25 protein-coding genes are annotated in these 25,586 nt (G+C 40.1%); 21 read left to right on the top strand and 4 right to left on the bottom strand.

The genetic code is table 11. The features are described from left to right. Nucleotides 1-34: 34 nt before the first annotated feature. A complete protein-coding gene (locus QM382_RS05335) occupies nucleotides 35-613 on the bottom strand; it encodes a class I SAM-dependent DNA methyltransferase (RefSeq protein ID WP_414272687.1) in 579 nt (192 codons plus the stop codon). Between the two features lie 217 nt (nucleotides 614-830). Between QM382_RS05335 and recJ the strand changes: the two genes are divergently transcribed. The 21 genes from recJ (at nucleotide 831) to dnaJ (ending at nucleotide 24,066) form a co-directional block, all read left to right on the top strand. After that, entirely contained in the window at nucleotides 831-3,050 is a 2,220-nt protein-coding gene (gene recJ, locus QM382_RS05330; RefSeq protein ID WP_414272686.1) for a single-stranded-DNA-specific exonuclease RecJ, read from the top strand. A gap of 191 nt (nucleotides 3,051-3,241) precedes the next feature. Continuing rightward, complete coding sequence (locus tag QM382_RS05325) at nucleotides 3,242-3,904, top strand: COG3942 and LysM peptidoglycan-binding domain-containing protein (protein WP_303404145.1); 663 nt, start codon at nucleotides 3,242-3,244, stop codon at nucleotides 3,902-3,904. Between the two features lie 330 nt (nucleotides 3,905-4,234). Continuing rightward, nucleotides 4,235-5,896, top strand: coding sequence for a ribonuclease J (locus tag QM382_RS05320; RefSeq protein ID WP_414272685.1), 1,662 nt, complete (start codon nucleotides 4,235-4,237; stop codon nucleotides 5,894-5,896). Between the two features lie 68 nt (nucleotides 5,897-5,964). Then, on the top strand, nucleotides 5,965-6,744 hold the full coding sequence (locus QM382_RS05315; RefSeq protein ID WP_414272684.1) for an alpha/beta hydrolase: 780 nt from the start codon (nucleotides 5,965-5,967) through the stop codon (nucleotides 6,742-6,744). Nucleotides 6,745-6,850: 106 nt separating this feature from the next. After that, nucleotides 6,851-7,552: a M57 family metalloprotease gene (locus tag QM382_RS05310; protein ID WP_414272683.1), complete on the top strand. Its 702-nt coding sequence runs from the start codon at nucleotides 6,851-6,853 to the stop codon at nucleotides 7,550-7,552. Between the two features lie 69 nt (nucleotides 7,553-7,621). Next, nucleotides 7,622-9,448 (top strand): excinuclease ABC subunit UvrC, encoded by a 1,827-nt coding sequence (gene uvrC / locus QM382_RS05305; protein WP_414272682.1) that lies wholly within the window; start codon nucleotides 7,622-7,624, stop codon nucleotides 9,446-9,448. A 68-nt stretch (nucleotides 9,449-9,516) separates the two neighbouring features. After that, on the top strand, nucleotides 9,517-10,467 hold the full coding sequence (gene rsmH, locus QM382_RS05300; RefSeq protein WP_414272681.1) for a 16S rRNA (cytosine(1402)-N(4))-methyltransferase RsmH: 951 nt from the start codon (nucleotides 9,517-9,519) through the stop codon (nucleotides 10,465-10,467). Between the two features lie 9 nt (nucleotides 10,468-10,476). After that, a complete protein-coding gene (gene ftsL, locus QM382_RS05295) occupies nucleotides 10,477-10,794 on the top strand; it encodes a cell division protein FtsL (protein WP_414272680.1) in 318 nt (105 codons plus the stop codon). A gap of 3 nt (nucleotides 10,795-10,797) precedes the next feature. Then, nucleotides 10,798-13,053 (top strand): penicillin-binding protein PBP2X, encoded by a 2,256-nt coding sequence (gene pbp2X / locus QM382_RS05290; protein ID WP_414272679.1) that lies wholly within the window; start codon nucleotides 10,798-10,800, stop codon nucleotides 13,051-13,053. Nucleotide 13,054: 1 nt separating this feature from the next. Continuing rightward, nucleotides 13,055-14,035 (top strand): phospho-N-acetylmuramoyl-pentapeptide-transferase, encoded by a 981-nt coding sequence (gene mraY, locus QM382_RS05285; RefSeq protein WP_414272678.1) that lies wholly within the window; start codon nucleotides 13,055-13,057, stop codon nucleotides 14,033-14,035. Between the two features lie 111 nt (nucleotides 14,036-14,146). Continuing rightward, nucleotides 14,147-14,674 (top strand): FUSC family protein, encoded by a 528-nt coding sequence (locus tag QM382_RS05280; RefSeq protein WP_414272745.1) that lies wholly within the window; start codon nucleotides 14,147-14,149, stop codon nucleotides 14,672-14,674. A gap of 75 nt (nucleotides 14,675-14,749) precedes the next feature. Next, on the top strand, nucleotides 14,750-15,106 hold the full coding sequence (gene glnR / locus QM382_RS05275) for a transcriptional repressor GlnR (RefSeq protein ID WP_000659542.1): 357 nt from the start codon (nucleotides 14,750-14,752) through the stop codon (nucleotides 15,104-15,106). A 35-nt stretch (nucleotides 15,107-15,141) separates the two neighbouring features. Next, nucleotides 15,142-16,488 (top strand): type I glutamate--ammonia ligase, encoded by a 1,347-nt coding sequence (gene glnA / locus QM382_RS05270; protein ID WP_004251784.1) that lies wholly within the window; start codon nucleotides 15,142-15,144, stop codon nucleotides 16,486-16,488. Nucleotides 16,489-16,607: 119 nt separating this feature from the next. Next, nucleotides 16,608-16,928 carry a PadR family transcriptional regulator gene (locus tag QM382_RS05265; protein ID WP_000423982.1) on the top strand — a complete coding sequence of 107 codons (321 nt, stop codon included), beginning with the start codon at nucleotides 16,608-16,610 and terminating at the stop codon, nucleotides 16,926-16,928. Then, nucleotides 16,928-17,503, top strand: a complete 576-nt coding sequence (locus tag QM382_RS05260) for a DUF2812 domain-containing protein (RefSeq protein ID WP_000412843.1) — start codon at nucleotides 16,928-16,930, stop codon at nucleotides 17,501-17,503. The genes QM382_RS05265 and QM382_RS05260 overlap by 1 nt, the downstream gene beginning before the upstream one ends. 21 nt (nucleotides 17,504-17,524) lie before the next feature. After that, nucleotides 17,525-18,037 (top strand): DUF2812 domain-containing protein, encoded by a 513-nt coding sequence (locus QM382_RS05255; protein WP_414272677.1) that lies wholly within the window; start codon nucleotides 17,525-17,527, stop codon nucleotides 18,035-18,037. Between the two features lie 160 nt (nucleotides 18,038-18,197). Then, nucleotides 18,198-19,232, top strand: coding sequence for a heat-inducible transcriptional repressor HrcA (hrcA, locus tag QM382_RS05250; protein ID WP_178895437.1), 1,035 nt, complete (start codon nucleotides 18,198-18,200; stop codon nucleotides 19,230-19,232). A gap of 26 nt (nucleotides 19,233-19,258) precedes the next feature. Beyond that, nucleotides 19,259-19,774, top strand: coding sequence for a nucleotide exchange factor GrpE (gene grpE, locus QM382_RS05245; protein ID WP_004251792.1), 516 nt, complete (start codon nucleotides 19,259-19,261; stop codon nucleotides 19,772-19,774). A 253-nt stretch (nucleotides 19,775-20,027) separates the two neighbouring features. Continuing rightward, nucleotides 20,028-21,851: a molecular chaperone DnaK gene (dnaK, locus tag QM382_RS05240; RefSeq protein WP_414272676.1), complete on the top strand. Its 1,824-nt coding sequence runs from the start codon at nucleotides 20,028-20,030 to the stop codon at nucleotides 21,849-21,851. Between the two features lie 246 nt (nucleotides 21,852-22,097). Beyond that, the gene (locus QM382_RS05235; protein ID WP_414272675.1) at nucleotides 22,098-22,730 is read left to right on the top strand and encodes a DJ-1/PfpI family protein; all 633 of its coding nucleotides are present in this window, start codon (nucleotides 22,098-22,100) and stop codon (nucleotides 22,728-22,730) included. A gap of 199 nt (nucleotides 22,731-22,929) precedes the next feature. Further along, complete coding sequence (gene dnaJ, locus QM382_RS05230) at nucleotides 22,930-24,066, top strand: molecular chaperone DnaJ (RefSeq protein ID WP_414272674.1); 1,137 nt, start codon at nucleotides 22,930-22,932, stop codon at nucleotides 24,064-24,066. A gap of 70 nt (nucleotides 24,067-24,136) precedes the next feature. On the opposite strand, the gene QM382_RS05225 is transcribed toward dnaJ, so the two are convergent. The 3 genes from QM382_RS05225 to QM382_RS05215 all read right to left on the bottom strand — a co-directional run bounded on the left by QM382_RS05225 (nucleotide 24,137) and on the right by QM382_RS05215 (nucleotide 25,569). Next, nucleotides 24,137-24,778, bottom strand: a complete 642-nt coding sequence (locus tag QM382_RS05225; RefSeq protein WP_414272673.1) for a hypothetical protein — start codon at nucleotides 24,776-24,778, stop codon at nucleotides 24,137-24,139. An 83-nt stretch (nucleotides 24,779-24,861) separates the two neighbouring features. Continuing rightward, nucleotides 24,862-25,149, bottom strand: coding sequence for a hypothetical protein (locus QM382_RS05220; RefSeq protein WP_414272672.1), 288 nt, complete (start codon nucleotides 25,147-25,149; stop codon nucleotides 24,862-24,864). A 9-nt stretch (nucleotides 25,150-25,158) separates the two neighbouring features. Beyond that, nucleotides 25,159-25,569, bottom strand: a complete 411-nt coding sequence (locus tag QM382_RS05215; RefSeq protein ID WP_414272671.1) for an HIT family protein — start codon at nucleotides 25,567-25,569, stop codon at nucleotides 25,159-25,161. Between the last annotated feature and the right edge of the window lie 17 nt (nucleotides 25,570-25,586).

Below are 25,586 nucleotides of genomic sequence, written 5' to 3'. Positions count from 1 at the left end.
GTAGAATTATTTCAGTGCTTGTTCTAAGAAGTGATTATTTTATCGCCGATGTGAGAAATAGTTGAGAAGGTTTATCAAGGAAAAGATTGTCGGAACTATAAAGTATTTGGGTCTGAACGTCTGAGAAACCATGATTTTTAAGAGTCTCCTCAAGTTCCGAAATAATAAAACCATGGTTTTCTCCATCTGGTACGGTATAATCAGCGATAAATAGTTGACCTCCGGGAGTCAAATGTTCTTGAAACATAGCTAGACTAGAATCAAGATGAGGCATGTGATGAAGAACACGACTAACGATAATGAGATCGAATGTTTGCTCTAATGGCTTAAGCACTAAGTCTTGTTGAATCAAGTGTAGATTTTTAAGTTTTTGGTTTTTAACCTTGATACGAGCTTGCTCCAGCATTTTTTCTGCGATGTCAACCAAGGTCACTGACTTGGCTTGTTTGGCTAGAGGAAGAGCGATAAGTCCAGTTCCTCCTCCAAAATCTAGGATTGATTTGGTAGATAGCTCAGAGACTTGTTGCTTGATCTCTGCATTTACAAGGTCTGCTAGAAATTGATTTTTGGGAGAATCGAAAGATTCTGCTCGATGATTAAAATGATGTTCCATGTCAATAGTGTAGCATAAAGAGAAGATGTTTTAAAATGTTGACTAGATCTTGTTGGAAAGGAATAGAGTTATCGACTGGTGTTTAGCTTTTTCTAACTTTGATAAGGACCGGAGTTTTTTGGGATTTTGATTGAAAGAGTTAAGGAAATAAAGAGGAGAAAAACTTGAAATCATGTTATAATAAAACGATAGAATCGTAAGAAAGAGTGGATGAATTTTGATTATTCCGACTTATAATTGGCAATTTGCACCTCAAGTTGAGGATGCAGATTTTACAAAAATCGCCAAGAAAGCTGGGCTAGGGCCTGAAGCTGCTCGCTTATTATTTAGCCGTGGTATTAAGGATGAAGATAGTCTGACACGTTTTTTGGCACCGACTCTAGATGATTTACACGATCCCTATCTTCTCCACGATATGGACAAGGCAGTGAATCGCATTCGTCGTGCTATAGAGCAAGGTGAATTTATTCTCGTTTATGGAGACTACGATGCAGATGGGATGACATCAGCTTCTATCCTTAAAGAAACATTAGAACAATTAGGAGCCGAGTGTTTAGTCTATCTTCCTAATCGTTTTACAGATGGTTATGGTCCTAATGCCAGTGTTTACAAGTACTTCATTGAGCAACAAGGGATATCCTTGATTGTAACCGTAGATAATGGAGTTGCAGGTCATGAGGCTATTGACTTGGCTCAATCTATGGGAGTAGATGTTATTGTAACGGATCATCATTCTCTACCAGAGGTCTTACCAGATGCTCATGCAATCGTTCATCCGGAGCATCCTGAATCAGACTATCCTTTTAAACATTTGGCGGGTTGTGGAGTGGCTTTTAAACTAGCTTGTGCCCTCTTGGAGGAGGTTCAGGTTGAGTTGCTTGATTTGGTTGCTATTGGGACAATTGCTGATATGGTCAGTTTGACAGATGAAAATCGCATCATGGTTCAATATGGTCTAGAAGTTTTACACAACACCCAACGAATAGGGCTTCAAGAACTATTTGAAATTGCAGGGATTTCTAGTAGTGACCTTACAGAAGAGACGGTTGGTTTTCAGTTGGCGCCTCGCTTGAATGCCCTAGGGCGCTTGGATGATCCTAATCCTGCTATTGAGTTACTAACTGGCTTTGATGATGAAGAGGTGCGTGAGATTGCCCTCATGATTCAAGAAAAAAATGAAGAACGCAAGGAAATCGTTCAAGCCATTTATGAAGAAGCTAAAAGTTTGGTAGACCCTAACAAAAGTGTTCAAGTTTTAGCCAAAGAAGGTTGGAACCCAGGAGTGCTTGGGATTGTAGCTGGTCGCTTGTTGGAAGAATTAGGGCAGACAGTTATTGTTCTGAATATTGAAGATGGCCGTGCCAAGGGGAGTGCTCGTAGTATTGAAGCAGTCGATATCTTTGAAGCCTTGGATCCGCATCGGGAACTTTTTATCGCCTTTGGTGGGCATGCAGGCGCTGCAGGTATGACACTTGAAGCGGAACAGCTAGACGCCTTATCGGAAATTTTAGAAACCTATGTAAAAGACAAAGGGATAGATGCCAAGGGCAAGAATACATTATATCTAGATGAAGAATTAGATTTGGAAAGCCTAAGTTTAGAGACGGTTAAAAGCTTTGAACGATTAGCCCCTTTTGGAATGGATAACCAAAAACCTGTTTTTTATATTCGAGATTTTCAAGTTGAAAATGCTCGTTCTATGGGAGCGGGAGATAGTCATCTAAAATTAAAGATTTCCAAAGGGACCGCGAGCTTTGAGGTAGTAGCTTTTGGTCAAGGATCAAAGGCTACAGAGTTTTCTCAGGTAAAACAACTGGAATTGGCAGTTACCCTTTCTGTTAACCAATGGAATGGGCAAACAACCCTCCAGTTGATGATGGTAGATGCCCGTGTGGACGGTGTTCAACTTTTTAACATCCGTAGTAAGAGTGTAGAGCTACCAGAGGGAGTGCCTGTCCTAGATTTTACCAGTGATTTACCAGAAATGCTTTCTAGCCCAGCAATCGTTGTAAAAAATATTCCCGAGGATCTCAGTCTTCTCAAACAAGTGTTGCAAGAACAGGATTTCTCTGCTATTTACTTTAAAAATGATATCTCTAAAGCATACTATTTGACAGGTTATGGTACAAGAGAGCAATTCGCTAAGCTTTATAAGACAATCTACCAGTTCCCAGAATTTGATATTCGTTATAAGCTCAAGGACTTATCAGCTTATTTGAAGATAGAACAGATCTTGCTAGTCAAAATGATTCAGATTTTTGAAGAACTTGGTTTTGTCACAATTGAGAATGGTGTAATGAAAGTAAATAAAGATGCTGCCAAGCGGGACATCGCTGAAAGTCAGATTTATCAAAACCTCAAACAAACTGTTAAAGATCAAGAAATGATGGCACTTGGAACAGTACAGGAAATATATGATTTCTTGATGAAAAAATAAATACAAAGAGGCTGAAGTAACCTATTTCAGTCTCTTTTTGTAAGTGATTTTTAACTTTATGTAGTAAAAGTATACAGATTTGTAACATGACTACAACATAAATCTAAAACAACTGACATGTAAATCAGGTATGATTCTCTTATCAACATAAAAATTAAAAATTATCAATAAAATTTTAGGAGAAAATTGTTATGAAAAAAACAGTTGCTAAACTGACTCTTGGTTTAACATCTACAGCTATTTTGGCTACAGTTGGTGCTCAGACTGTTAGCGCAGACTCTTACGTTGTTCAAGATGGTGATTCATTTTTTGGTATTGCTGCTGCAAGTGGTATGGATCCTTATGTGTTGGCGGCAAATAATGGAAAAAGCATTTTTGACACCATCCACCCAGGTGATGTGCTAGAAGTGAGTGGTCTAACTCAAGCTAGCTATTCATACAATGCTCCGGCTTATGAAGCAACTAGTACTGTGAATGGGGTAGCAACTGCTGATGTTGTCGTAAATACTCCTACAAACTACGGAAACTCATATCCTGTTGGTCAGTGTACATGGGGCGTGAAAGAAATGGCTCCTTGGGCTAGCAACTGGTGGGGAAATGCCAACACTTGGGCAATCTATGCTAGTGCACAAGGTTTTAGGACAGGAACTGTGCCTGTAGTAGGCGCAATCGCCGTTTGGGACGGTGGTGAATATGGACACGTTGCTTATGTAACAGATGTACAAAGTGAAAATTCTATCCAGGTATTGGAAGCAAACTATGATGGCAGTGGAACTCAACCAATCGGAAACTATCGTGGATGGTTTAATCCAACAGCATCAAGAGGTACTGTAAGATACATTTATCCAAATTAAAGATACTTAAAAAGATTTAGAGCTTCTAAATCTTTTTTTATTTGCTCCGACTTAGTAGTTGTTTACTGAGTAATTTTTCATCTTAGTCAGCTAGAGAATTCGTAACTTCATTTGGTTTGATAGTTTAATGATTTTAGACAAAATCTCAAAAAACCTATTTGATGATGAGTAGTGAATGTTCTCTAGTTGAAATCCTATCTTCATTTTGAAAATTAGTAAAAAAATGGTATAATGAGAGGAAAAGATTCGGATAAAAGTATATTGGACTTTAAAAAAAAAGAGAGTTGTGAAGACTCTATAAACACGTTATAGTAATACTTCGGAGGGAAAATGACCAATATTAAATTAACAACTTTGGGCGGTGTTCGTGAAAATGGTAAAAACATGTACATCGCAGAAATTAACGACTCTATCTTCGTTTTAGATGCAGGTTTGAAATATCCTGAAAATGAGCAGTTGGGTGTCGATGTCGTTATTCCAAATATGGAATATCTATTTGAAAACAGCGACCGTATTGCAGGAGTCTTTTTAACGCACGGACATGCGGATGCGATTGGAGCACTTCCTTACCTCTTGTCAGAAGTGAAAGTTCCTGTTTTTGGTTCAGAGTTGACCATCGAACTTGCTAAGCTTTTTGTTAAAGGAAATGATAGTGCTAAAAAATTCGATGACTTCCATGTTATTGATGAAAATACAGAAATCGACTTTGGCGGTACGGAGGTTTCCTTCTTCCGCACAACTCACTCTATCCCAGAGAGTCTGGGTGTCGTTTTAAAAACATCTGAAGGAAGTATCGTTTATACAGGGGACTTCAAATTTGACCAAACGGCTAGCGAATCATATGCGACTGACTTTGGTCGTTTAGCAGAAATTGGTCGCGAAGGAGTTTTAGCTCTTCTAAGTGACTCAGCAAACGCAGACAGTAATATTCAAGTAGCTAGCGAAAGTGAAGTTGGTGATGAAATTACGCAAACCATTTCTGACTGGGATGGACGTATCATTGTAGCTGCTGTTGCAAGTAACCTTTCTCGCATTCAGCAAGTCTTTGATGCTGCCGCAGATACAGGTCGTCGCGTTGTTTTGACTGGATTTGATATTGAAAACATCGTTCGTACAGCTATTCGCTTGAAAAAATTGTCATTGGCTAACGAAAGTCTCTTGATTAAACCTAAAGATATGTCTCGTTTTGAAGACCACGAATTAATTATCCTTGAAACCGGTCGTATGGGTGAACCGATTAATGGACTCCGTAAAATGTCCATTGGTCGTCACCGCTATGTTGAAATCAAGGATGGAGACTTGGTTTATATCGTTACAACGCCATCAATCGCTAAAGAAGCTGTTATGGCACGTGTAGAAAATATGGTCTACCAAGCTGGTGGTGTCGTTAAACCGATTACTCAAAGCTTACGTGTATCAGGACATGGGAATGCGCGTGATCTGCAATTGATGATTAATCTCTTGCAACCTCAGTATCTTTTCCCAATCCAAGGTGAATACCGTGAGTTGGACGCTCATGCCAAGGCTGCTATGGCTGTTGGGTTGTTACCAGAACGCATTTTTATCCCGAAAAAGGGTACAACCATGTCTTATGAACATGGGGACTTTGTCCCGTCTGGTGCAGTTGCTGCAGGTGATGTCTTGATTGACGGAAATGCCATTGGGGATGTTGGTAATGTTGTTCTTCGTGACCGTAAGGTCTTGTCAGAAGATGGTATTTTCATCGTGGCTATCACTGTTAACCGTCGCGAGAAGAAAATCATTGCCAAAGCACGAGTGCATACACGTGGCTTTGTCTACCTCAAGAAGAGTCGAGATATTCTGCGCGAAAGTACAGAGTTGGTGAACCAAACAGTTGAAGACTATCTCCAAGGGGAGGACTTTGACTGGGCTGATCTTAAAGGTAAGGTTCGTGACCATTTGGCCAAGTTCCTCTTTGACCAAACCAAACGTCGTCCAGCCATTTTACCAGTGGTCATGGAAGCAAAATAAGGATTCAATAGCAAGAGAGAAAGTCGAGTTTCGGCTTTTTCTTATCTCAAACGAATAAGGAGCAAGTTATGGCAGTAATGAAGATTGAGTATTACTCAGAAGTTTTAGGTATGGAGTGGGGAGTAAATATACTCTATCCGGATGCATCTCGGGTGACAGAGCCAAACAGTAAAGATATTCCAGTTCTCTATCTCCTTCATGGAATGTCAGGGAACCACAACAGTTGGCTCAAGCGGACCAATGTAGAGCGCTTGCTACGTGGGACCAATCTGATTGTTGTCATGCCAAATACAAACAACGGCTGGTATACAGATACTCAGTATGGCTATAACTACTACACAGCTCTAGCAGAAGAATTGCCTAAGGTGCTCAAACGCTTCTTCCCAAATATGACCAACAAACGTGAAAAGACTTTTATCGCTGGTCTGTCAATGGGGGGCTATGGTTCCTTCAAGTTAGCACTGTCAACTGACCGTTTCTCCCATGCAGCTAGTTTTTCTGGTGCTCTTAGTTTTGAAGAGTTTTCTCCTGAGAGTCAAGATTTAGGAACGCGTGCCTACTGGCGAGGTGTTTTTGGCAAAGTTAATGATTGGGTGAATAGCCCTTACTCACTTGAGACTCTTGCCAAAAAGTCAGACAAGGAGACCAAACTCTGGGTTTGGTGTGGCGAACAAGATTATCTCTATTCTGCCAATAATCTAGCAGTTAAAAATCTTAAGAAACTTGGTTTCGATGTGACCTATAGCCATAGTGCAGGAACCCATGAGTGGTATTATTGGGAAAAGCAATTGGAACGTTTTTTGGCTACCTTGCCAATCGATTTTGTTTTGGAAGAACGCTTGTCTTAATTTTAGCTTTCTTTCAGTTTGTTATAGTAGAATAAAGAATCTATCTTTAGAATGGGAATCCATGGCTTAAAGATGGGTTCTTATTTTTTTAGAAAGGTGGGCAATTATGGGCTGGATTATTCGTGTGTTATGTCGGTTTTTACTAGGGGTTTTGCGTATGTTTTGGCGCCTTGTATGGACGCTTATCTTCTTCATTCTCATCACTTCTGGGATTCTCTGGTATGTGACAGGGGATTTACCTACTACTTTACATCAAGTTAGCAAAGTGGTCCAAGTCGGCCAAGCAGGTTGGCAACAATGGCAAGAAACTGGTAAGTTGCAAGGTTTGTCTCAGACAGATCATCATCAAGATTCAGGAGCAAAATGGTCAAAGGCGCAAGCAACTATCTATATTGATCCTCAAATGGATGCCACTTTCCAAAAGGCCTACCTTGAAGCTATTGCTAACTGGAACCAGACAGGGGCTTTTAACTTTGAGCTTGTAACAGAAGCGGATCAGGCCAATATTTTCGCTACCGAAATGAATGATGGTTCGACAGCCGTTGCTGGTGAGGCGGAGAGTCAGACAAATCTCCTAACCAAACAATTCATTTCAGTGACCGTTCGCTTGAATCATTATTATTTATCCAATCCAAACTATGGCTATACCTATGATCGTATCATGCATACAGCAGAGCATGAACTAGGTCATGCGATTGGTTTGGAACACACCAATGAAGTTTCGGTTATGCAACCAGCAGGCTCTTATTATGGAATCCAAGCTCAAGATGTAAAAGAAGTTCAAGAACTATATGAGTCTGGAGAATAAGTGATTTTCTAAGGGAACTGGAGCTCTCTGATTTAAGCAATACAGGGCGCTTTTTGCTATAATGGAACTATGAATAACTTAATTAAATCAAAACTGGAGCTCTTGCCGACTAGCCCTGGTTGTTACATTCACAAAGATAAAAACGGCACTATCATTTATGTAGGGAAGGCTAAAAATCTGCGCAATCGGGTTCGGTCCTACTTCCGTGGGAGCCATGATACTAAGACAGAAGCCCTGGTGTCTGAGATTGTGGATTTTGAGTTTATTGTCACGGAGTCTAATATTGAGGCCCTTCTTTTAGAGATTAATCTCATCAAGGAAAACAAGCCTAAGTACAATATTATGCTCAAGGATGATAAGTCCTATCCTTTCATCAAAATCACCAATGAGCGCTATCCTCGCTTGATTATCACCCGTCAGGTCAAAAAAGACGGAGGTCTATATTTTGGTCCCTATCCGGATGTGGGGGCAGCCAATGAAATCAAACGGCTATTGGATCGGATTTTTCCTTTTCGCAAGTGTACCAATCCACCATCTAAGGTTTGTTTTTATTACCATATAGGCCAGTGCATGGCTCACACCATCTGTAAGAAAGACGAGGCTTATTTCAAAGCTATGTCCCAAGAAGTCTCTGATTTTCTCAAGGGACAAGACGATAAAATCATTGATGAACTTAAGAGTAAGATGGCTTTGGCAGCCCAAAGTATGGAGTTTGAACGTGCAGCGGAATACCGTGATTTGATTCAGGCCATTGGTACCCTTCGGACTAAGCAACGAGTCATGGCAAAAGACCTCCAAAACCGTGATGTATTTGGTTACTACGTGGATAAGGGTTGGATGTGTGTTCAGGTTTTCTTTGTCCGTCAAGGTAAACTGATTGAACGCGATGTCAATCTCTTCCCTTACTACAACGATCCAGACGAGGATTTCTTGACCTATGTGGGGCAATTTTACCAGGAGAAATCTCACTTGGTTCCAAATGAAATTCTGATTCCTCAAGATATCGATGAGGAAGCTGTAAAGGCTTTGGTGGATACCAAGGTACTCAAACCCCAACGTGGCGAGAAGAAACAACTGGTTAATCTGGCTATCAAAAATGCGCGTGTTAGTCTAGAACAGAAGTTTAATCTTCTGGAAAAGTCAGTCGAAAAGACTCAAGGAGCTATTGAAAATCTTGGGCGACTTCTACAAATTCCAACCCCAGTCCGCATTGAGTCTTTTGACAACTCTAATATTATGGGGACTAGTCCAGTCTCTGCTATGGTTGTTTTTGTCAACGGAAAACCAAGCAAAAAAGATTACCGCAAGTATAAAATCAAGACTGTGGTCGGACCAGATGACTATGCAAGTATGCGAGAGGTTATTCGTAGACGTTATGGACGGGTCCAGCGTGACGGTTTGACACCGCCAGATCTAATCGTCATCGATGGTGGTCAGGGACAGGTTAACATTGCCAAGCAAGTTATTCAAGAAGAGTTAGGCTTAGATATTCCCATCGCTGGGCTACAAAAAAATGACAAGCACCAAACCCATGAATTACTTTTTGGAGATCCGCTTGAGGTGGTAGAGTTGTCTCGCAATTCTCAGGAATTTTTCCTCTTGCAACGCATTCAGGATGAGGTACACCGCTTTGCCATTACATTCCACCGTCAACTCCGTTCGAAAAATTCCTTCTCCTCTCAATTGGATGGAATTGAAGGCTTAGGTCCCAAACGCAAGCAGAATTTGATGAAATATTTCAAATCTCTGACAAAAATCAAGGAAGCTAGCGTGGACGAGATTGTTGCAGTTGGTATACCAAGAGCAGTGGCAGTGGCAGTTCATCAACACTTGAATAGAGAAGTAGACTCAGCGCTAGCTCAAGTAGCTGAGAAACCTCTTGAATACAAGAAATAAAGTAGCAATGGAATGTTTTGGCTTTAGTGGGTGCAAGCTAGTCGGATTTGTGGTAAAATAGATAAGATATGACAAAAGAATTTCATCATGTAACGGTCATGCTCCATGAGACCATTGATATGCTAGATGTAAAACCTGATGGTATTTACGTTGATGCGACCTTGGGAGGAGCAGGACACAGCGAGTATTTATTAAGTAAACTAAGTGAGAAAGGGCATCTGTATGCCTTTGACCAAGACCAGAATGCCATTGATAATGCGCAAAAACGTTTGGCTCCCTATATCGAAAAGGGAATGGTCACCTTCATCAAGGATAATTTCCGTCATTTGAAGGACCGCTTACATGACTTAAGTGTGACTGAAATTGATGGAATTTGTTATGATTTAGGTGTGTCAAGCCCGCAGTTGGATCAGCGTGAACGTGGTTTTTCCTATAAGAAGGATGCACCACTGGATATGCGCATGAATCAGGAAGCTAGTTTGACTGCTTATGAAGTTGTCAATCATTATGACTATCATGAATTGGTTCGAATCTTTTTCAAATATGGAGAGGACAAGTTTTCCAAACAGATTGCTCGAAAAATTGAACAGGCGCGTGAACAGAAACCGATTGAGACCACGACGGAATTGGCAGAGATTATTAAATCTGCCAAACCGGCAAAGGAGCTCAAGAAAAAAGGCCACCCAGCTAAACAAATTTTCCAAGCTATCCGTATAGAGGTCAATGATGAACTGGGTGCTGCAGATGAATCAATCCAGCAGGCTATGGATATGCTGGCTCTAAATGGCAGAATATCAGTGATTACCTTCCATTCGCTGGAGGACCGCTTGACCAAACAGTTATTTAAGGAAGCTTCCACAGTTGAAGTTCCTAAAGGTTTGCCTTTCATCCCAGACGATCTCAAGCCCAAGATGGAATTAGTCTCTCGGAAACCGATTTTACCAAGCAAGGAAGAATTGGAAGCCAATAATCGTTCCCACTCAGCCAAGCTTCGAGTGGCAAGAAAAATTCACAAGTAAGAGGAAACCATGGTAGAAAACAGAGAAACAACGAGCCAATTGCTACAAGCTCGTATAAAAAAATTTTCACGTGTTGAAAAGGCCTTTTACCTTTCAATTGCCATCACAGCTCTTGTCTTAGCAATTAGTGTAGTCTATATGCAGACAAAACTTTTTCAGGTCCAGAGTGATTTGACAAGAGTCAATGCACAAATTGAAGAAAAAAAGACAGAGCTAGATGATGCCAAACAAGAAGTTAACGAATTAATCCGATCAGAACGTTTGACCGGAATTGCAAATTCTCAAGAGTTGCAATTGAATAATGAAAATATTCGATCGGCGGAGTAGTATATGAAATCCTGGAAAGAAAGAATCATACGCTTTGCCATTAAGAATCGTAAATCTCCAATGGAAAACCGCAGATTAGTAGGAAAGAATTTGAGCCTATTGGCTGTCTTTCTATTTGCTGTTTTTTTGGTTAATTTTGCGGTGATTATTGGTACAGGCACGAAATTTGGGGTCAATCTGGTTAAAGAAGCAAATAAAGTTCATCAAACGACTCTGACTGTTCCTGCTAAAAGAGGAACCATTTATGATCGTAATGGAACTCCCATAGCAGAAGATGCGACCTCTTATAATGTTTATGCTGTAATAGATAAAGAATATAAGTCCGCTAATGGTGATGTTCTTTATGTAGAAGAATCACAGTACAACAAAGTGGCAGAAATTTTTCATAAATACTTAGATATGGAGGAGACCTACGTCAAAGACCAACTCTCTCAACCAAATCTCAAACAGGTTTCTTTTGGTGCTAAAGGGAATGGGATTACCTATGCTAATATGATGTCCATTAAACAGGACTTAGAATCTGCTAAGGTCGAGGGTATTAATTTTACGACTAGTCCAAATCGAAGTTATCCAAATGGGAAATTTGCCTCATCCTTTATTGGTTTAGCACAGTTACATGAAAATGAAGATGGCACGAAAAGTCTAATTGGGACATCGGGTATCGAGAGTTCCTTAAATAGTTTATTGGCAGGGACAGATGGTATTATTACATACGAAAAAGACCGTCTAGGTAATATTGTTCCTGGTACAGAACAAGTCACCCAACAGACCGTAAACGGGAAAGACGTCTATACGACCCTATCTAGTCCTTTGCAGTCCTTTATGGAAAGTCAAATGGATGCCTTCCAAGAAAAACTAAAAGGCAAGTATATGAATGCGACCTTGGTTAGTGCCAAGACCGGAGAAATTCTTGCCACAACTCAAAGACCGACATTTGATGCGAATACAAAAGAAGGCTTAACGGATGACTTTGTTTGGCGAAATATTTTATATCAAAGTAATTATGAGCCGGGTTCAACCATGAAAGTGATGACCTTGGCAGCAGCTATTGATAATAAGACCTTTAATGGAGGAGAATACTTCAATAGTAGCGAATTAAAAATAGCGGATGCAACTATTAAGGACTGGGATGTGAATGATGGCTTGTCATCGGGAAGCATGATGACATATTCGCAGGGATTTGCTCACTCTAGTAATGTCGGTATGACCTTGCTCCAACAAAAGATGGGGGATGCTACTTGGTTAGAATACCTCAATCGATTTAAGTTTGGAGTTCCAACCCGTTTTGGTATGAGTGATGAGTATGCTGGTCAGTTACCTGAAGATAATGTTGTTAGTATTGCCATGAGTGCTTTTGGTCAAGGGATTTCTGTTACTCAGACCCAGATGCTTCGTGCTTTTACAGCAATTGCGAATGATGGGGTTATGCTAGAACCGAAGTTTATTAGTGCCCTCTATGATCCAAATGATCAGACTGTTCGTAAATCACAAAGAGAGGTTGTAGGGAATCCTGTTTCTAAAGAAGCGGCTAGTTTGACTCGAGAAAATATGATTTTGGTTGGTACAGACCCTATTTATGGGACCATGTATAATCGTAATGATAATAAACCAGTAATTACTGTTCCTGGTCAGACTGTTTCTGTAAAATCTGGAACAGCTCAAATTGCCGATGAGCAAAACGGAGGATATTTAGTTGGGAAAACCAATTATATCTTTTCTGTAGTAACCATGCATCCTTCTGAAAATCCTGATTTTATTCTTTACGTAACAGTTCAACAGCCAGAACACTTTTCTAACCCTTGGTTTGGAGAATTTGCTAATCCTATTCTTGAACGAGCTTCTGCCATGAAAGAATCTCTTAATCTTCAGTCTACAGCTAAAAATCTGGATCAAGTTACAACAACAACTAGTTATGCAATGCCAGCGACCAAGGACTATAGTCCGGGAGATATGGCAGAGGAACTGAGACGCAATCTTGTTCAACCAATCGTTATCGGTTCAGGAACAAAAATCAAGGACAGTTCAGTGGCAGAAGGAACAAATCTAGACGCTAATGAGCAAATCTTACTCCTTTCAGACAAGGTAGAAGAGATGCCTGACTTATATGGCTGGTCTAAGAAAAATGTTGAAACCTTTGCCAAATGGTTGAATCTTGAAGTTGAATTTGAAGGTACAGGAGAAATTGTTAAAAAACAAAGTGTTCGTTCTAATACAGCTTTAAAAAATATACAGAAAATAAAAATAACTTTAGGAGATTAGAATGCTAGTTTCTATCTTTCCTGGAATCCTTACTTTTGTTCTTACAGTAGTAGGAATTCCAGCCTTTATTCGTTTTTACCATAAAGCACAGATTACCGGTCAACAAATGCATGAGGATGTGAAACAACACCAGGCTAAAGCTGGAACGCCGACAATGGGAGGACTTGTCTTTCTCGTAACAAGTGTTTTAGTTAGTTTAGTTCTTGCTCTTTTGACCAATCAACTAACCAACAATGTCGGAATGATTCTTTTTATCCTAGTCTTATATGGATTGGTTGGTTTCTTAGATGATTTCCTCAAGGTTTTCCGTAAAATCAATGAAGGGCTCAATCCTAAACAAAAACTCTTGCTTCAGTTGGTCGGAGGGGTTATCTTCTATTTCTTTTATGAAAGAGGAGGAGATATCTTAAATATATTTGGTTATCCTTTACACTTAGGTGTTCTTTACATCCTTTTTGCTCTCTTCTGGCTAGTTGGTTTTTCAAATGCTGTTAACTTGACTGACGGGATTGATGGTTTAGCAAGTATCTCGGTAGTGATTAGCCTGTCAGCCTATGGAGTGATTGCTTATGTGCAAAACCAATTAGATATCCTCTTAGTGATTTTTGCCATGATTGGTGGTCTTCTTGGCTTCTTTGTCTTTAACCACAAGCCTGCTAAGGTGTTCATGGGTGATGTGGGAAGTCTTGCTCTTGGAGGGATGTTGGCTGCTATTTCCATGGCGCTACACCAAGAATGGACGCTACTCTTGATTGGTATAGTGTATGTTTTTGAAACGACATCTGTCATGATGCAAGTTAGCTACTTTAAGTTGTCTGGCGGAAAGCGTATCTTCCGTATGACTCCAGTTCACCACCATTTTGAATTGGGTGGCTTTTCAGGTAAAGGTCAGCCTTGGAGTGAGTGGAAAGTCGATTTCTTCTTCTGGTTAGTCGGTTTGCTAGCTAGTCTCTTAACTTTAGCTTTCATGTATTTATTTTAAATCGTAAATCGTTATCAAAGAGAAGGATTGAACCCTTCTCTTTTTCTGCTTATGAATCCTTTTCTCAAAAAGTAAAAATATGGTAAAATGGAAAAAAAGAAAGATGAAATGATGAGTTATTTTAAAAAGTATACATTTGACAAATCTAAGTTTAAGTTAGGGATGCGAACGTTTAAAACAGGAATCGCTGTTTTTTTGGTCCTTATGATTTTTGGTTTTTTTGGATGGAAGGGACTTCAAATCGGAGCGCTAACGGCTGTCTTTAGTTTGAGAGAAGACTTTGATAAGAGTGTTCATTTTGGTACTTCTCGTATTTTAGGGAATAGCATCGGTGGTTTTTATGCACTGATTTTCTTCCTCCTAAATAATTTTTTTCAGGGAGTCTTTTTGGTAACTCTCCTGGTTGTTCCGATTTGTACCATGTTAACCATTATGACAAATGTCGCCATGAATAATAAGTCGGGAGTCATCGGTGGAGTTGCAGCCATGTTGATTATTACCCTATCAATTCCAAATGGTGAGACTGTTTTGTACGTGTTTGCCCGAGTTTTTGAAACATTTATGGGTGTTTTTGTAGCAATTCTTGTAAATTACGACATTGACCGTTTGCGGAGTATTTTGCTGAAAAAAATAAAATAATGTCACAAAACATGACATAAACAATTGACGATTGATTTTTTTTAGACTATAATAGACAGAAAGAAGGAAGTGTACATGAAGGAAAAAGAATTTCGCCGCAATATGGCAGTTTTCCCTATTGGTAGTGTTATGAAGCTAACCGATCTTTCGGCCCGCCAAATTCGTTACTATGAGGACCAGGAGTTGATAAAACCTGATCGAAACGAAGGTAATCGCCGGATGTATTCTTTAAATGATATGGATCGGTTGCTTGAGATTAAGGATTATATCTCTGAAGGTCTGAACATTGCTGCTATCAAGAAAAAATATGCCGAACGTGAAGCGAAAGCTAAAAAACCAGTCAGTCAAACTGAGGTGCGTCGGGCCCTTCGGAACGAGGTTCTTCAACAAAGTCGCTTTGCTTCTCAACAATCACCTTTTGGTCGCGGTTAGGTAACCGCTAGTCGTCATATATAAGGAGAAAAACCATGCCAATCACAGCTGCAGATATTCGTCGTGAAGTTAAGGAAAAAAATGTAACCTTTATTCGTCTTATGTTTTCAGATATTTTGGGAACAATGAAAAACGTCGAAATTCCTGCTACAGATGAACAACTAGACAAGGTCTTGTCAAACAAGGCTATGTTTGATGGATCTTCTATTGAAGGGTTTGTTCGTATCAATGAATCAGATATGTACTTGTACCCTGACCTGGACACATGGACTGTCTTCCCTTGGGGAGATGAGAACGGTAGTGTCGCAGGATTGATCTGTGATGTCTATACAACAGAAGGAGAGCCATTTGCTGGAGATCCTCGAAGCAACCTTAAACGAGCTCTTCATCACATGGAAAAAGTAGGATTCAAATCTTTCAACCTTGGTCCGGAACCAGAATTCTTCCTGTTTAAGCTTGATGAAAATGGAGACCCAACTCTTGAAGTAAATGACAAGGGTGGTTACTTTGATTTGGCGCCTACAGACCTTGCTGATAACACTCGTCGTGAGATTGTTAACGTCTTGACCAAAATGGGATTTGAAGTGGAAGCAAGTCACCACGAAGTGGCCGTAGGTCAACATGAGATTGACTTTAAATACGATGAAGTTCTTCGTGCTTGTGATAAGATTCAAATCTTTAAACTCGTTGTAAAGACAATTGCGCGTAAACATGGTTTGTATGCAACCTTTATGGCTAAACCTAAATTTGGTATCGCTGGTTCAGGAATGCACTGCAATATGTCCTTGTTTGATGATGAAGGGAACAACGCCTTCTTTGATCCAAATGATCCAAAAGGAATGCAATTGTCAGAAACAGCCTATCATTTCCTTGGTGGTTTGATCAAGCACGCTTACAATTACACAGCTATTATGAACCCAACAGTTAACTCATATAAACGTTTGGTTCCAGGGTATGAAGCACCTGTTTACATCGCTTGGGCTGGTCGTAACCGTTCACCGTTGGTGCGCGTTCCTGCTACTCGTGGAATGGGAACTCGACTTGAGTTGCGCTCAGTTGACCCAATGGCTAATCCATACATCGCAATGGCTGTTCTTTTGGAAGTTGGTTTACACGGGATCGAAAACAAAATCGAAGCACCAGCGCCAATCGAAGAAAACATCTATATCATGACTGCAGAAGAGCGTAAAGAGGCTGGCATCACAGACCTTCCATCAACTCTTCACAACGCTTTGAAGGCCATGACAGAAGACGAAGTGGTTAAAGCAGCTCTAGGTGAACACATCTACACTAGCTTCCTTGAAGCTAAACGAATTGAGTGGGCAAGCTATGCAACCTTCGTTTCACAATGGGAAATTGATAACTACCTAGATCTATACTAATGATTAATCAGAAAGATTGTCCTTGAGGACGATCTTTTTTTCTTGCAATTTATATCGAGGTGTGATATAGTTTATATAACGAGGTGCGATATATCGAACTAAATAGGAGGTCTGATTAAATGGAATTAACAGATAAAATTAGGCGTGTCTACCTTCCCATGACTGAAACGGGTTTTTATATTCTGTTCTGTCTGCAAAAGGAGAACCATGGTTATGGTATTACACAAAAGGTCAAAGAGATGACAGATTCGCAAGTATCAATTAGTCCTGGAACTATGTATGGAACCCTGTCAAAGATGGAAAAGGATGGCTTGGTTTCCTTTGTCCGAGAAGAGGAAAAACGTAAAATCTATCAGATAACAGACTTGGGTCGAAAAGTTTTAGAGATTGAGTTGAAACGTATTGAACGGCTCTACAGAAATAGTCGGGAGGAGCTTTGATGGAAAAGAAAGTTGTTTATAGGATTTGTACCATTGCGGATTATGATAGAGAGGCTCTCTATCTCAGTAAAATGCATGCTGAGGGCTGGAAACTTAAGGAAGTAAGTTACTCTAGCTTAGTAATTGCGGTTAAGTATACTTTTGAAAAGTGCCAACCGGAGCAGGTGGTTTATCAGTTGGATTTTTATCCTATGAAAAAGTCAGAGAGAGCTTCCTATTTACAACTGTTTAAAGATTGTGGCTGGGAGCATATTGCAGACTTTAATGGTTTTTCCTACTTTAGAAAGCTTTATTCTGGAGTTGAGTCGGATGCCGAGTTTGAAATTTATAATGACGCGTCCGGGAAGTTAGCCATGGTCAAGAAGATTTTAACAATGCGGATGCTTCCTGTTTTGCTTCTCTTTTCAGCGTTACTACCGGTTTTCTCAAAGTTACTCAGTGGAAGAAGTTATTTCAGTTGGGGAATGTTTTTGATTGTTATCATAGACTGTACTTTATTGATCATTTTCGCGATTCAGATTTCTTATATTTTTTGGAGATTGTTTCAAAAATGGAAAGAATTATCCGATAAATAAAACCATTTTGGAGGTTAGACAATGAATAGCAAAGTACAATTTCGAATGTTTACCATTTTTGATTTGGATAGGGTAGAAGATTATTTGCATGAGATGCATTTGAAAGGTTGGAAATTTAAATCGAATCGTTTTGGCTTTTTCTATTTTGAACAATGCCAACCTGATGATGTAATTTACCGTGTGTGGAATACAAGCTACCTTAGAAAAAATGAGGTAGATTTACAAAGTATTAAGGATAGAGGATGGGAATTTGTGGAAAATTGTTCTTATTCTATTTTTCGAAAAGTAACTTGTGATGTAGATTTAAATGATCAATCTTTCGTGGACAATCGTCTTCAATGGGCTGATGTGAAATCTAGACTTCGTACATCTACAGTTTCTATCTCTGGCGGTCTAGTTATTTGTATGAGCTTGTTTCGCGAAAGTCTCTCTCAATCTTTCTTCCTTATTTTTGCCCTTTATGCCCTCATGATTTCTTACCTAATCTATAGTTTTTACAGACTTAAAAAGAAATATCTTGAGAATGTAAGATGATTTTTTAGGTCCTCAGACTGATTTTTAGCACTCTTGTTAAAAGAGTGCTAATTTTTGAGTTTTTGTCTTGACATTCTTTACTAAGGGTGTATAATAGAATCATAAGTTAGCACTTGGATGTGTCGAGTGCTAAAAAGATCTATCAGAGAGGAGTAGCGAGATGGTTACAGAACGTCAGCAGAATATTTTAAATCTGATTATTGACATCTTTACCAAAACGCACGAACCTGTTGGATCTAAGGCCTTGCAAGAGTCTATCAACTCTAGTAGTGCTACCATTCGAAATGATATGGCAGTTTTAGAAAAGCAAGGTTTACTTGAAAAGGCTCATACTTCCAGTGGTCGTATGCCGAGTGTGGCTGGTTTTCAATACTATGTCAAACACTCCCTATCCTTTGACCGTTTAGCTGAAAATCAAGTTTATGAGATTGTAAAAGCCTTTGATCAAGAATTCTTCAAGCTTGAGGATATTCTTCAAGAGGCAACGAAAATCTTGTCAGACTTGAGTGGTTGTACGGTTGTAGCGCTGGATGTTGAACCAAGTAGGCAGAAGCTAACAGCTTTTGATATTGTTGTCCTCGGGCAACATACAGCTCTTGCTGTTTTTACGCTTGATGAGTCTAGAACAGTTACCAGTCAGTTTTTGATTCCGAGAAATTTCTTGCAGGAGGATTTAAATCGCCTCAAGACCATGATTCAAGAACGTTTCCTGGATCAGACTGTTTTGGATATTCACTACAAGATTCGGACAGAGATTCCGCAAATTATCCAACGTTACTTCACAACAACGGATAACGTTATGGATCTTATTGAGCATATCTTCAAAGAAATGTTCAATGAAAATATCGTGGTTTCTGGCAAAGTCAATCTTTTGAATTTCGCTAATTTAGCGGCCTATCAATTTTTTGATCAGCCACAAAAGGTAGCTTTGGAAATTCGAGAGAATCTGATTGGCGACCAGATGCAAAGTGTCCGAGTTGCGGATAGCCAAGAATCTTGTCTTGCTGACTTAGCAGTAATTAGCAGTAAGTTCCTGATTCCCTATCGTGGGTTTGGAATCCTTGCGATTATTGGTCCAGTTAATCTGGATTATCAACAATTGGTCAATCAACTCAACGTTGTCAATCGAGTTTTGACCATGAAGTTGACGGATTTTTACCGCTATCTCAGCAGCAATCACTATGAAGTGAATTAAGATTGAAATCATTAAAGGAGGCGAAAATGGCCCAAGATATAAAAAATAAAGAAGTAAAAGAAGAGGAAGTTGTGGAAACAGCTGAAGAAACAACTCCCGAGAAGTTGGAATTGGACTTGGCTAATGAACGTGCCGAGGAGTTTGAAAACAAATATCTTCGTGCCCACGCAGAAATGCAAAACATTCAGCGTCGTGCCAATGAAGAGCGTCAACTCTTGCAACGCTATCGCAGCCAAGATTTGGCAAAAGCAATTTTGCCATCGCTTGATAACCTTGAACGCGCTCTTGCCGTTGAAGGCTTGACAGATGATGTGAAGAAGGGCTTGGAAATGGTCCAAGAAAGTTTGATTCATGCTCTGAAAGAAGAAGGAATCGAGGAAATCGCAGCTGATGGAGAGTTTGACCATAACTACCATATGGCTATTCAAACAGTCCCAGCTGATGATGAGCATCCAGCTGACACCATCGCACAAGTCTTTCAAAAAGGCTACAAACTCCATGACCGCATCCTAAGACCGGCTATGGTAGTTGTCTACAACTAGTCTAGAGAACTTAAAAACCTTGTCCGAAACGACAGAAAACTATGAAGAAAGATAAAAAATTATTCAGCTTTGCAATAGTGAGCGAAGCGAACCATTGGCGATACTCTTCGCCGTGGCGCTATTTGCGCAAACTTTGAGACCTTAGGCTCAAAGTTTAGTCAAAGAGATTAACGAAGTTAAGCTCTGACGGCGCCGCCACCTAAGGAGAGTATCAAAAAGAAAAATAGAATATAAAATTTAAGGAGAAAAACATATGTCTAAAATTATTGGTATTGACTTAGGTACAACAAACTCAGCAGTTGCAGTTCTTGAAGGAACTGAATCAAAAATCATCGCAAACCCAGAAGGAAACCGTACAACACCATCTGTAGTATCATTCAAAAATGGTGAAATCATCGTTGGTGACGCTGCAAAACGTCAAGCAGTCACAAACCCAGATACAGTGATTTCTATCAAATCTAAGATGGGTACTTCTGAAAAAGTTTCTGCAAACGGTAAAGAATACACACCACAAGAAATCTCAGCTATGATTCTTCAATACTTGAAAGGTTATGCTGAAGAATACCTTGGTGAAAAAGTAACCAAGGCTGTTATCACAGTTCCAGCTTACTTTAACGATGCTCAACGTCAAGCAACTAAAGACGCTGGTAAAATCGCTGGCCTTGAAGTAGAACGTATCGTCAACGAACCAACTGCAGCAGCTCTTGCTTACGGTTTGGATAAGACTGACAAAGAAGAAAAAATCTTGGTATTCGACCTTGGTGGTGGTACATTCGACGTATCTATCCTTGAATTGGGTGATGGTGTCTTCGATGTATTGGCAACTGCAGGGGATAACAAACTCGGTGGTGACGACTTTGACCAAAAAATCATCGACTACTTAGTAGCAGAATTCAAGAAAGAAAATGGTATCGACTTGTCAAACGACAAGATGGCTCTTCAACGTTTGAAAGATGCGGCAGAAAAAGCGAAGAAAGACCTTTCTGGAGTGACTTCAACTCAAATCAGCTTGCCATTTATCACTGCTGGTGAGGCTGGACCTCTTCACTTGGAAACGACCTTGACTCGTGCTAAATTTGACGATTTGACTCGTGACCTCGTAGAACGTACTAAAACTCCAGTTCGTCAAGCCCTTTCAGATGCAGGTTTGAGCTTGTCAGAAATCGATGAAGTGATTCTTGTCGGTGGTTCAACTCGTATCCCTGCCGTTGTTGAAGCTGTTAAAGCTGAAACTGGTAAAGAACCAAACAAATCAGTTAACCCTGATGAAGTAGTTGCTATGGGAGCTGCAATCCAAGGTGGTGTCATCACTGGTGATGTGAAAGACGTTGTCCTTCTTGACGTAACACCATTGTCGCTTGGTATCGAAACAATGGGTGGAGTATTTACAAAACTTATCGATCGCAACACTACTATTCCAACATCTAAATCACAAGTCTTCTCAACTGCAGCAGACAACCAACCAGCCGTTGATATCCACGTTCTTCAAGGTGAACGCCCAATGGCAGCAGATAACAAGACTCTTGGACGCTTCCAATTGACTGATATCCCAGCTGCACCTCGTGGTATTCCACAAATCGAAGTAACATTTGACATCGATAAGAACGGTATCGTATCTGTTAAAGCCAAAGATCTTGGAACTCAAAAAGAACAAACAATTGTTATCCAATCGAACTCAGGTTTGACAGACGAAGAAATCGACCGCATGATGAAAGATGCAGAAGCAAACGCTGAAGCAGATAAGAAACGTAAAGAAGAAGTAGACCTTCGTAACGAAGTAGACCAAGCTATCTTTGCGACTGAAAAGACAATCAAAGAAACTGAAGGCAAAGGCTTCGATGCAGAACGTGATGCTGCACAAGCTGCCCTTGATGATCTTAAGAAAGCTCAAGAAGACAACAACTTGGACGAAATGAAAGCAAAACTTGAAGCATTGAACGAAAAAGCACAAGGACTTGCGGTTAAACTCTACGAACAAGCCGCAGCAGCGCAACAAGCTCAAGCAGGAGCAGAAGGCGCACAAGCAACAGGAAACGCAGGCGATGACGTCGTAGACGGAGAGTTTACTGAAAAATAAGATGCAAAGCCCGTTAAAACCTCACAGTGAAAATAGGAAATCTGACGCAGAAACTTTAGTTTCTAGAAAGATTTGCCTTTTTCACCAAGAGGTTAGGGCGTGCTCGATCTAGCCGAAACTCAATTCAGCCTTACTAGTTCTAAAACAAAGTATAATCGACTTTGTTTTAGAATGTCGTAATGATAGGAAGAAATCCAGAGGTTGCAACCCAGCCTCTGTTTTTCGGTAAAATAGAGGATGTTGCGTATGAAAAAAGTACTTTGTATCATTTATCCTAATTTTTCTCTTTATGAGATAACCACTTTAACGAGTACTTTAGCTATGTCTTTTGATATCACGATTGATTATGTCGCTTCAGATCATTCGATGGTGGTCTCTGAGGATGGTTTGCCCTGTCAACCGACGAAAACACTAGATCAAATCTGTATAGAAGAGTATTCTTGTGTGATTTTGCCAGGAATGGTCAATATAGGTCCTGCTCTACAAGATGAGAAATTGATCTCGTTTTTGAGAAGTCTTGATGAGCGAGATATCCTAATTGCAGCCATTTCTTCAGCGCCTCTTTTATTAGCGAAAGCAGGTCTGTTGAAGGATACGAAATTCACAGGTGGAATTTGGCAAAATTTCTTTGACTATTTTGAATTTCTTCCACGCGAAAATTTCCAACCGAAAGTTCTTGTGCAAGATAAACAAATCATTACGGCTATCGGTTTTGCATATCAAGAGTTTGCAAGAAAAGTGATTCTAAGTTTAGGGCTGGCAGAGAATACGGACAACTATTTTAAAGAACAAAACGAGTATGCAGAAGAGGATTTGATATTTACTCTATCAGATGAAGAATTTGATCAAGTGAAGCAGAGTATAGAAAACAGCCTCTAAAGTTTTACATGAAAATTATAGAAAGGAACAAAGAGTGTTCGGGGAATTGAACTCGAGCTCTGAAGTTTCTTACTCAATATAAAAGAAAGGAACTGAACCCGACCTAAATTCTCGGAAAAAAGATAAATCTGTCTAGGAGCATCGCTCCTGCGTCAGATTTCCTATTTTTCAGTCGAATTTTACGGTCTTGGTATCTTAAATGAACAATACTGAATTTTATGACCGTTTGGGCGTTTCAAAGAATGCATCTCAAGATGAGATCAAGAAAGCCTATCGGAAATTATCTAAAAAATATCACCCAGATATCAACAAAGAGCCTGGTGCTGAGGAAAAGTACAAGGAAGTTCAAGAAGCCTATGAGACTTTGAGCGATGAACAGAAACGGGCTGCCTATGACCAATACGGTGCGGCTGGAGCCAACGGTGGCTTTGGTGGTGCAGGCGGTTTCGGAGGCTTCGATGGTGCAGGCGGTTTTGGTGGATTTGAAGATATCTTCTCAAGTTTTTTCGGCGGAGGCGGTTCTTCTCGCAATCCAAACGCTCCTCGTCAAGGTGATGACCTCCAGTATCGCGTCAATTTGACTTTTGAAGAGGCCATCTTTGGTACTGAAAAAGAAGTCAAATACAATCGTGAATCAAGCTGTCGTACTTGTAACGGATCAGGTGCTAAGCCTGGAACAAGTCCAGTTACTTGTGGACGCTGTCACGGTTCTGGTGTTATCAACGTCGATACTCAAACACCGCTTGGTATGATGCGTCGCCAAGTAACCTGTGATGTCTGTCATGGCCGCGGAAAAGAAATCAAAGAACCATGTACAACCTGTCATGGAACAGGTCATGAAAAACAAGCCCACAGTGTCCATGTGAAAATTCCAGCAGGTGTCGAAACTGGTCAACAAATTCGTCTAGCTGGTCAAGGGGAGGCAGGCTTTAACGGTGGTCCTTATGGAGACTTGTATGTAGTAGTTTCTGTAGAAGCAAGCGATAAATTTGAGCGTGAAGGAACAACTATTTTCTACAAGTTAAACCTCAATATCGTCCAAGCAACTCTTGGGGATACTGTCGATATTCCAACCGTTCACGGTGATGTTGAATTGGTGATTCCAGAGGGAACTCAAACCGGTAAACGATTCCGTCTACGTGGTAAGGGAGCTCCTAGTCTTCGTGGCGGTGCTGTTGGTGACCAATACGTCACTGTTAATGTCGTTACGCCTACAGGATTGAACGATCGCCAAAAAGCAGCCTTGAAAGAATTCGCAGCTGCAGGTGATTTGAAAGTCAATCCAAAGAAAAAAGGCTTCTTTGACCATATAAAAGATGCCTTTGAGGGTGAATAAAACAAAAGAGCCATAAGGCTCTTTTTTTGTTTGTAGTTAGTATCGGAGAAAAGATTCTCTGACTAATCTGCTATTGATATTTTTGAATGAGCAAACCGGCTGCATCCATTTCCTGGATGACTTGCTTGAGTTCCGCTTCTTTGTCGGGTTTCACAGTTACGGTATCAATGTGCTTAATCGCCGAATTATCCTGGATATCCACCAAGGTCAACGCTTTTTCATAGAATGCGATTCCCTTTTTCATGCTTTCCGGATCATTCAAAGTTAGAATTGTGTAAGAAGAATGTGATTTCTTTCCGTTTTCTCGGAAATACTTCTCGCCTTCCTCCTCTAAAAATTGTATTAAACCATGATTAAACAAGTTATCCCCTACTTTATAGTAAGAAATATCTCCTGTCTGTAGGACATAGACTTTGAGTCGGTTTTTAGTGAGGTTTGGACTTTCTTTAAGGACAGGGTGGCTATTGATGACCTCATCTGAGAAAGTCACATAAAAATCTAATCCTCCCCCCTCGTATTGATAGTGTCCATTTGATTCAACTTTCTCAGGAGGCAGGTCAAGGGAGATAAAGATTTGTTTTAAGGTTTCATTTCCTTCTCGAATGTCACTTGATGAGGCCTTGAAAAGATTGGTCACAAGTAGAAATGCTAGGGTTACAAAAAGACAGAAGCAACCGGAAATAATCAAGATGACTTTTAAAAACTGTTTCATGTTTAGTCCCTCCCTTTTCTGTTAGGAGCTGGGAATCCAAGATGGATTTAAGGGGATGTGAGGAAAGTTGGATGCTTTCTTTTTTAGTTTTCTTCAGTTTCTCGTAGTTCTTTTATCACAGCAAGTCTTGCTTGGAGGTCTTTTTCTAAGACTTTAAATTTATAGGTTAGGTCTTCTTGGTATTCCTTGATGACTTCTTTTTGTTGATTGATAATTTGTAAGCTATTTTGGATAATATCTAAATCACCTTTGATTGCTTCAACGCGATCAGTTGTATCTAAAACTTCTTCAGTGATAACTTCACGATTTTTAACGAGGAGGTAAGATCCGACTGCTGATCCAGCAAAAAGTAGTAAATTTGATAGTTTCATAGGAACTCCTTAAGCGTTTTTGATCGTTTCAGCGACTTGGGCAAGTTTGTCAAAGTCAGGTTCATGGGCAACAAAGTCAATTTTTAGGTCATCCTCGGCACCATAACGAGGAACGAGGTGGACATGGGTATGAAAAACGGTTTGTCCAGCGATTTCTTCACAGTTGGCGATGATATTCATACCCTTGGCTTTAGTAGCAGTCATGACTTTTTGTGCTACCAATGGAATCTTAGCAAAGAGTTGACTAGCACTCGAAGCATCCATTTCTAAAAGGTTGCGATAGTGTTCTTTGGGTACGACCAAGGTATGACCAGGTGTTACTTGAGAAATATCAAGAAAGGCAAGGACTTGCTCGTCCTCATAAACCTTGGCTGCAGGGATTTCTCCTGTGATAATCTTACAAAAAATACAATCTGACATAAAAACCACCTCTAGTG

Origin of the sequence: Streptococcus infantis (assembly GCF_047465185.1) — a bacterium.
Classification (GTDB): Bacteria; Bacillota; Bacilli; order Lactobacillales; family Streptococcaceae; genus Streptococcus; species Streptococcus infantis_O.
Note: the sequence above shows the minus strand (reverse complement) of the source record. Positions and strands in the feature narration are given on the sequence as shown.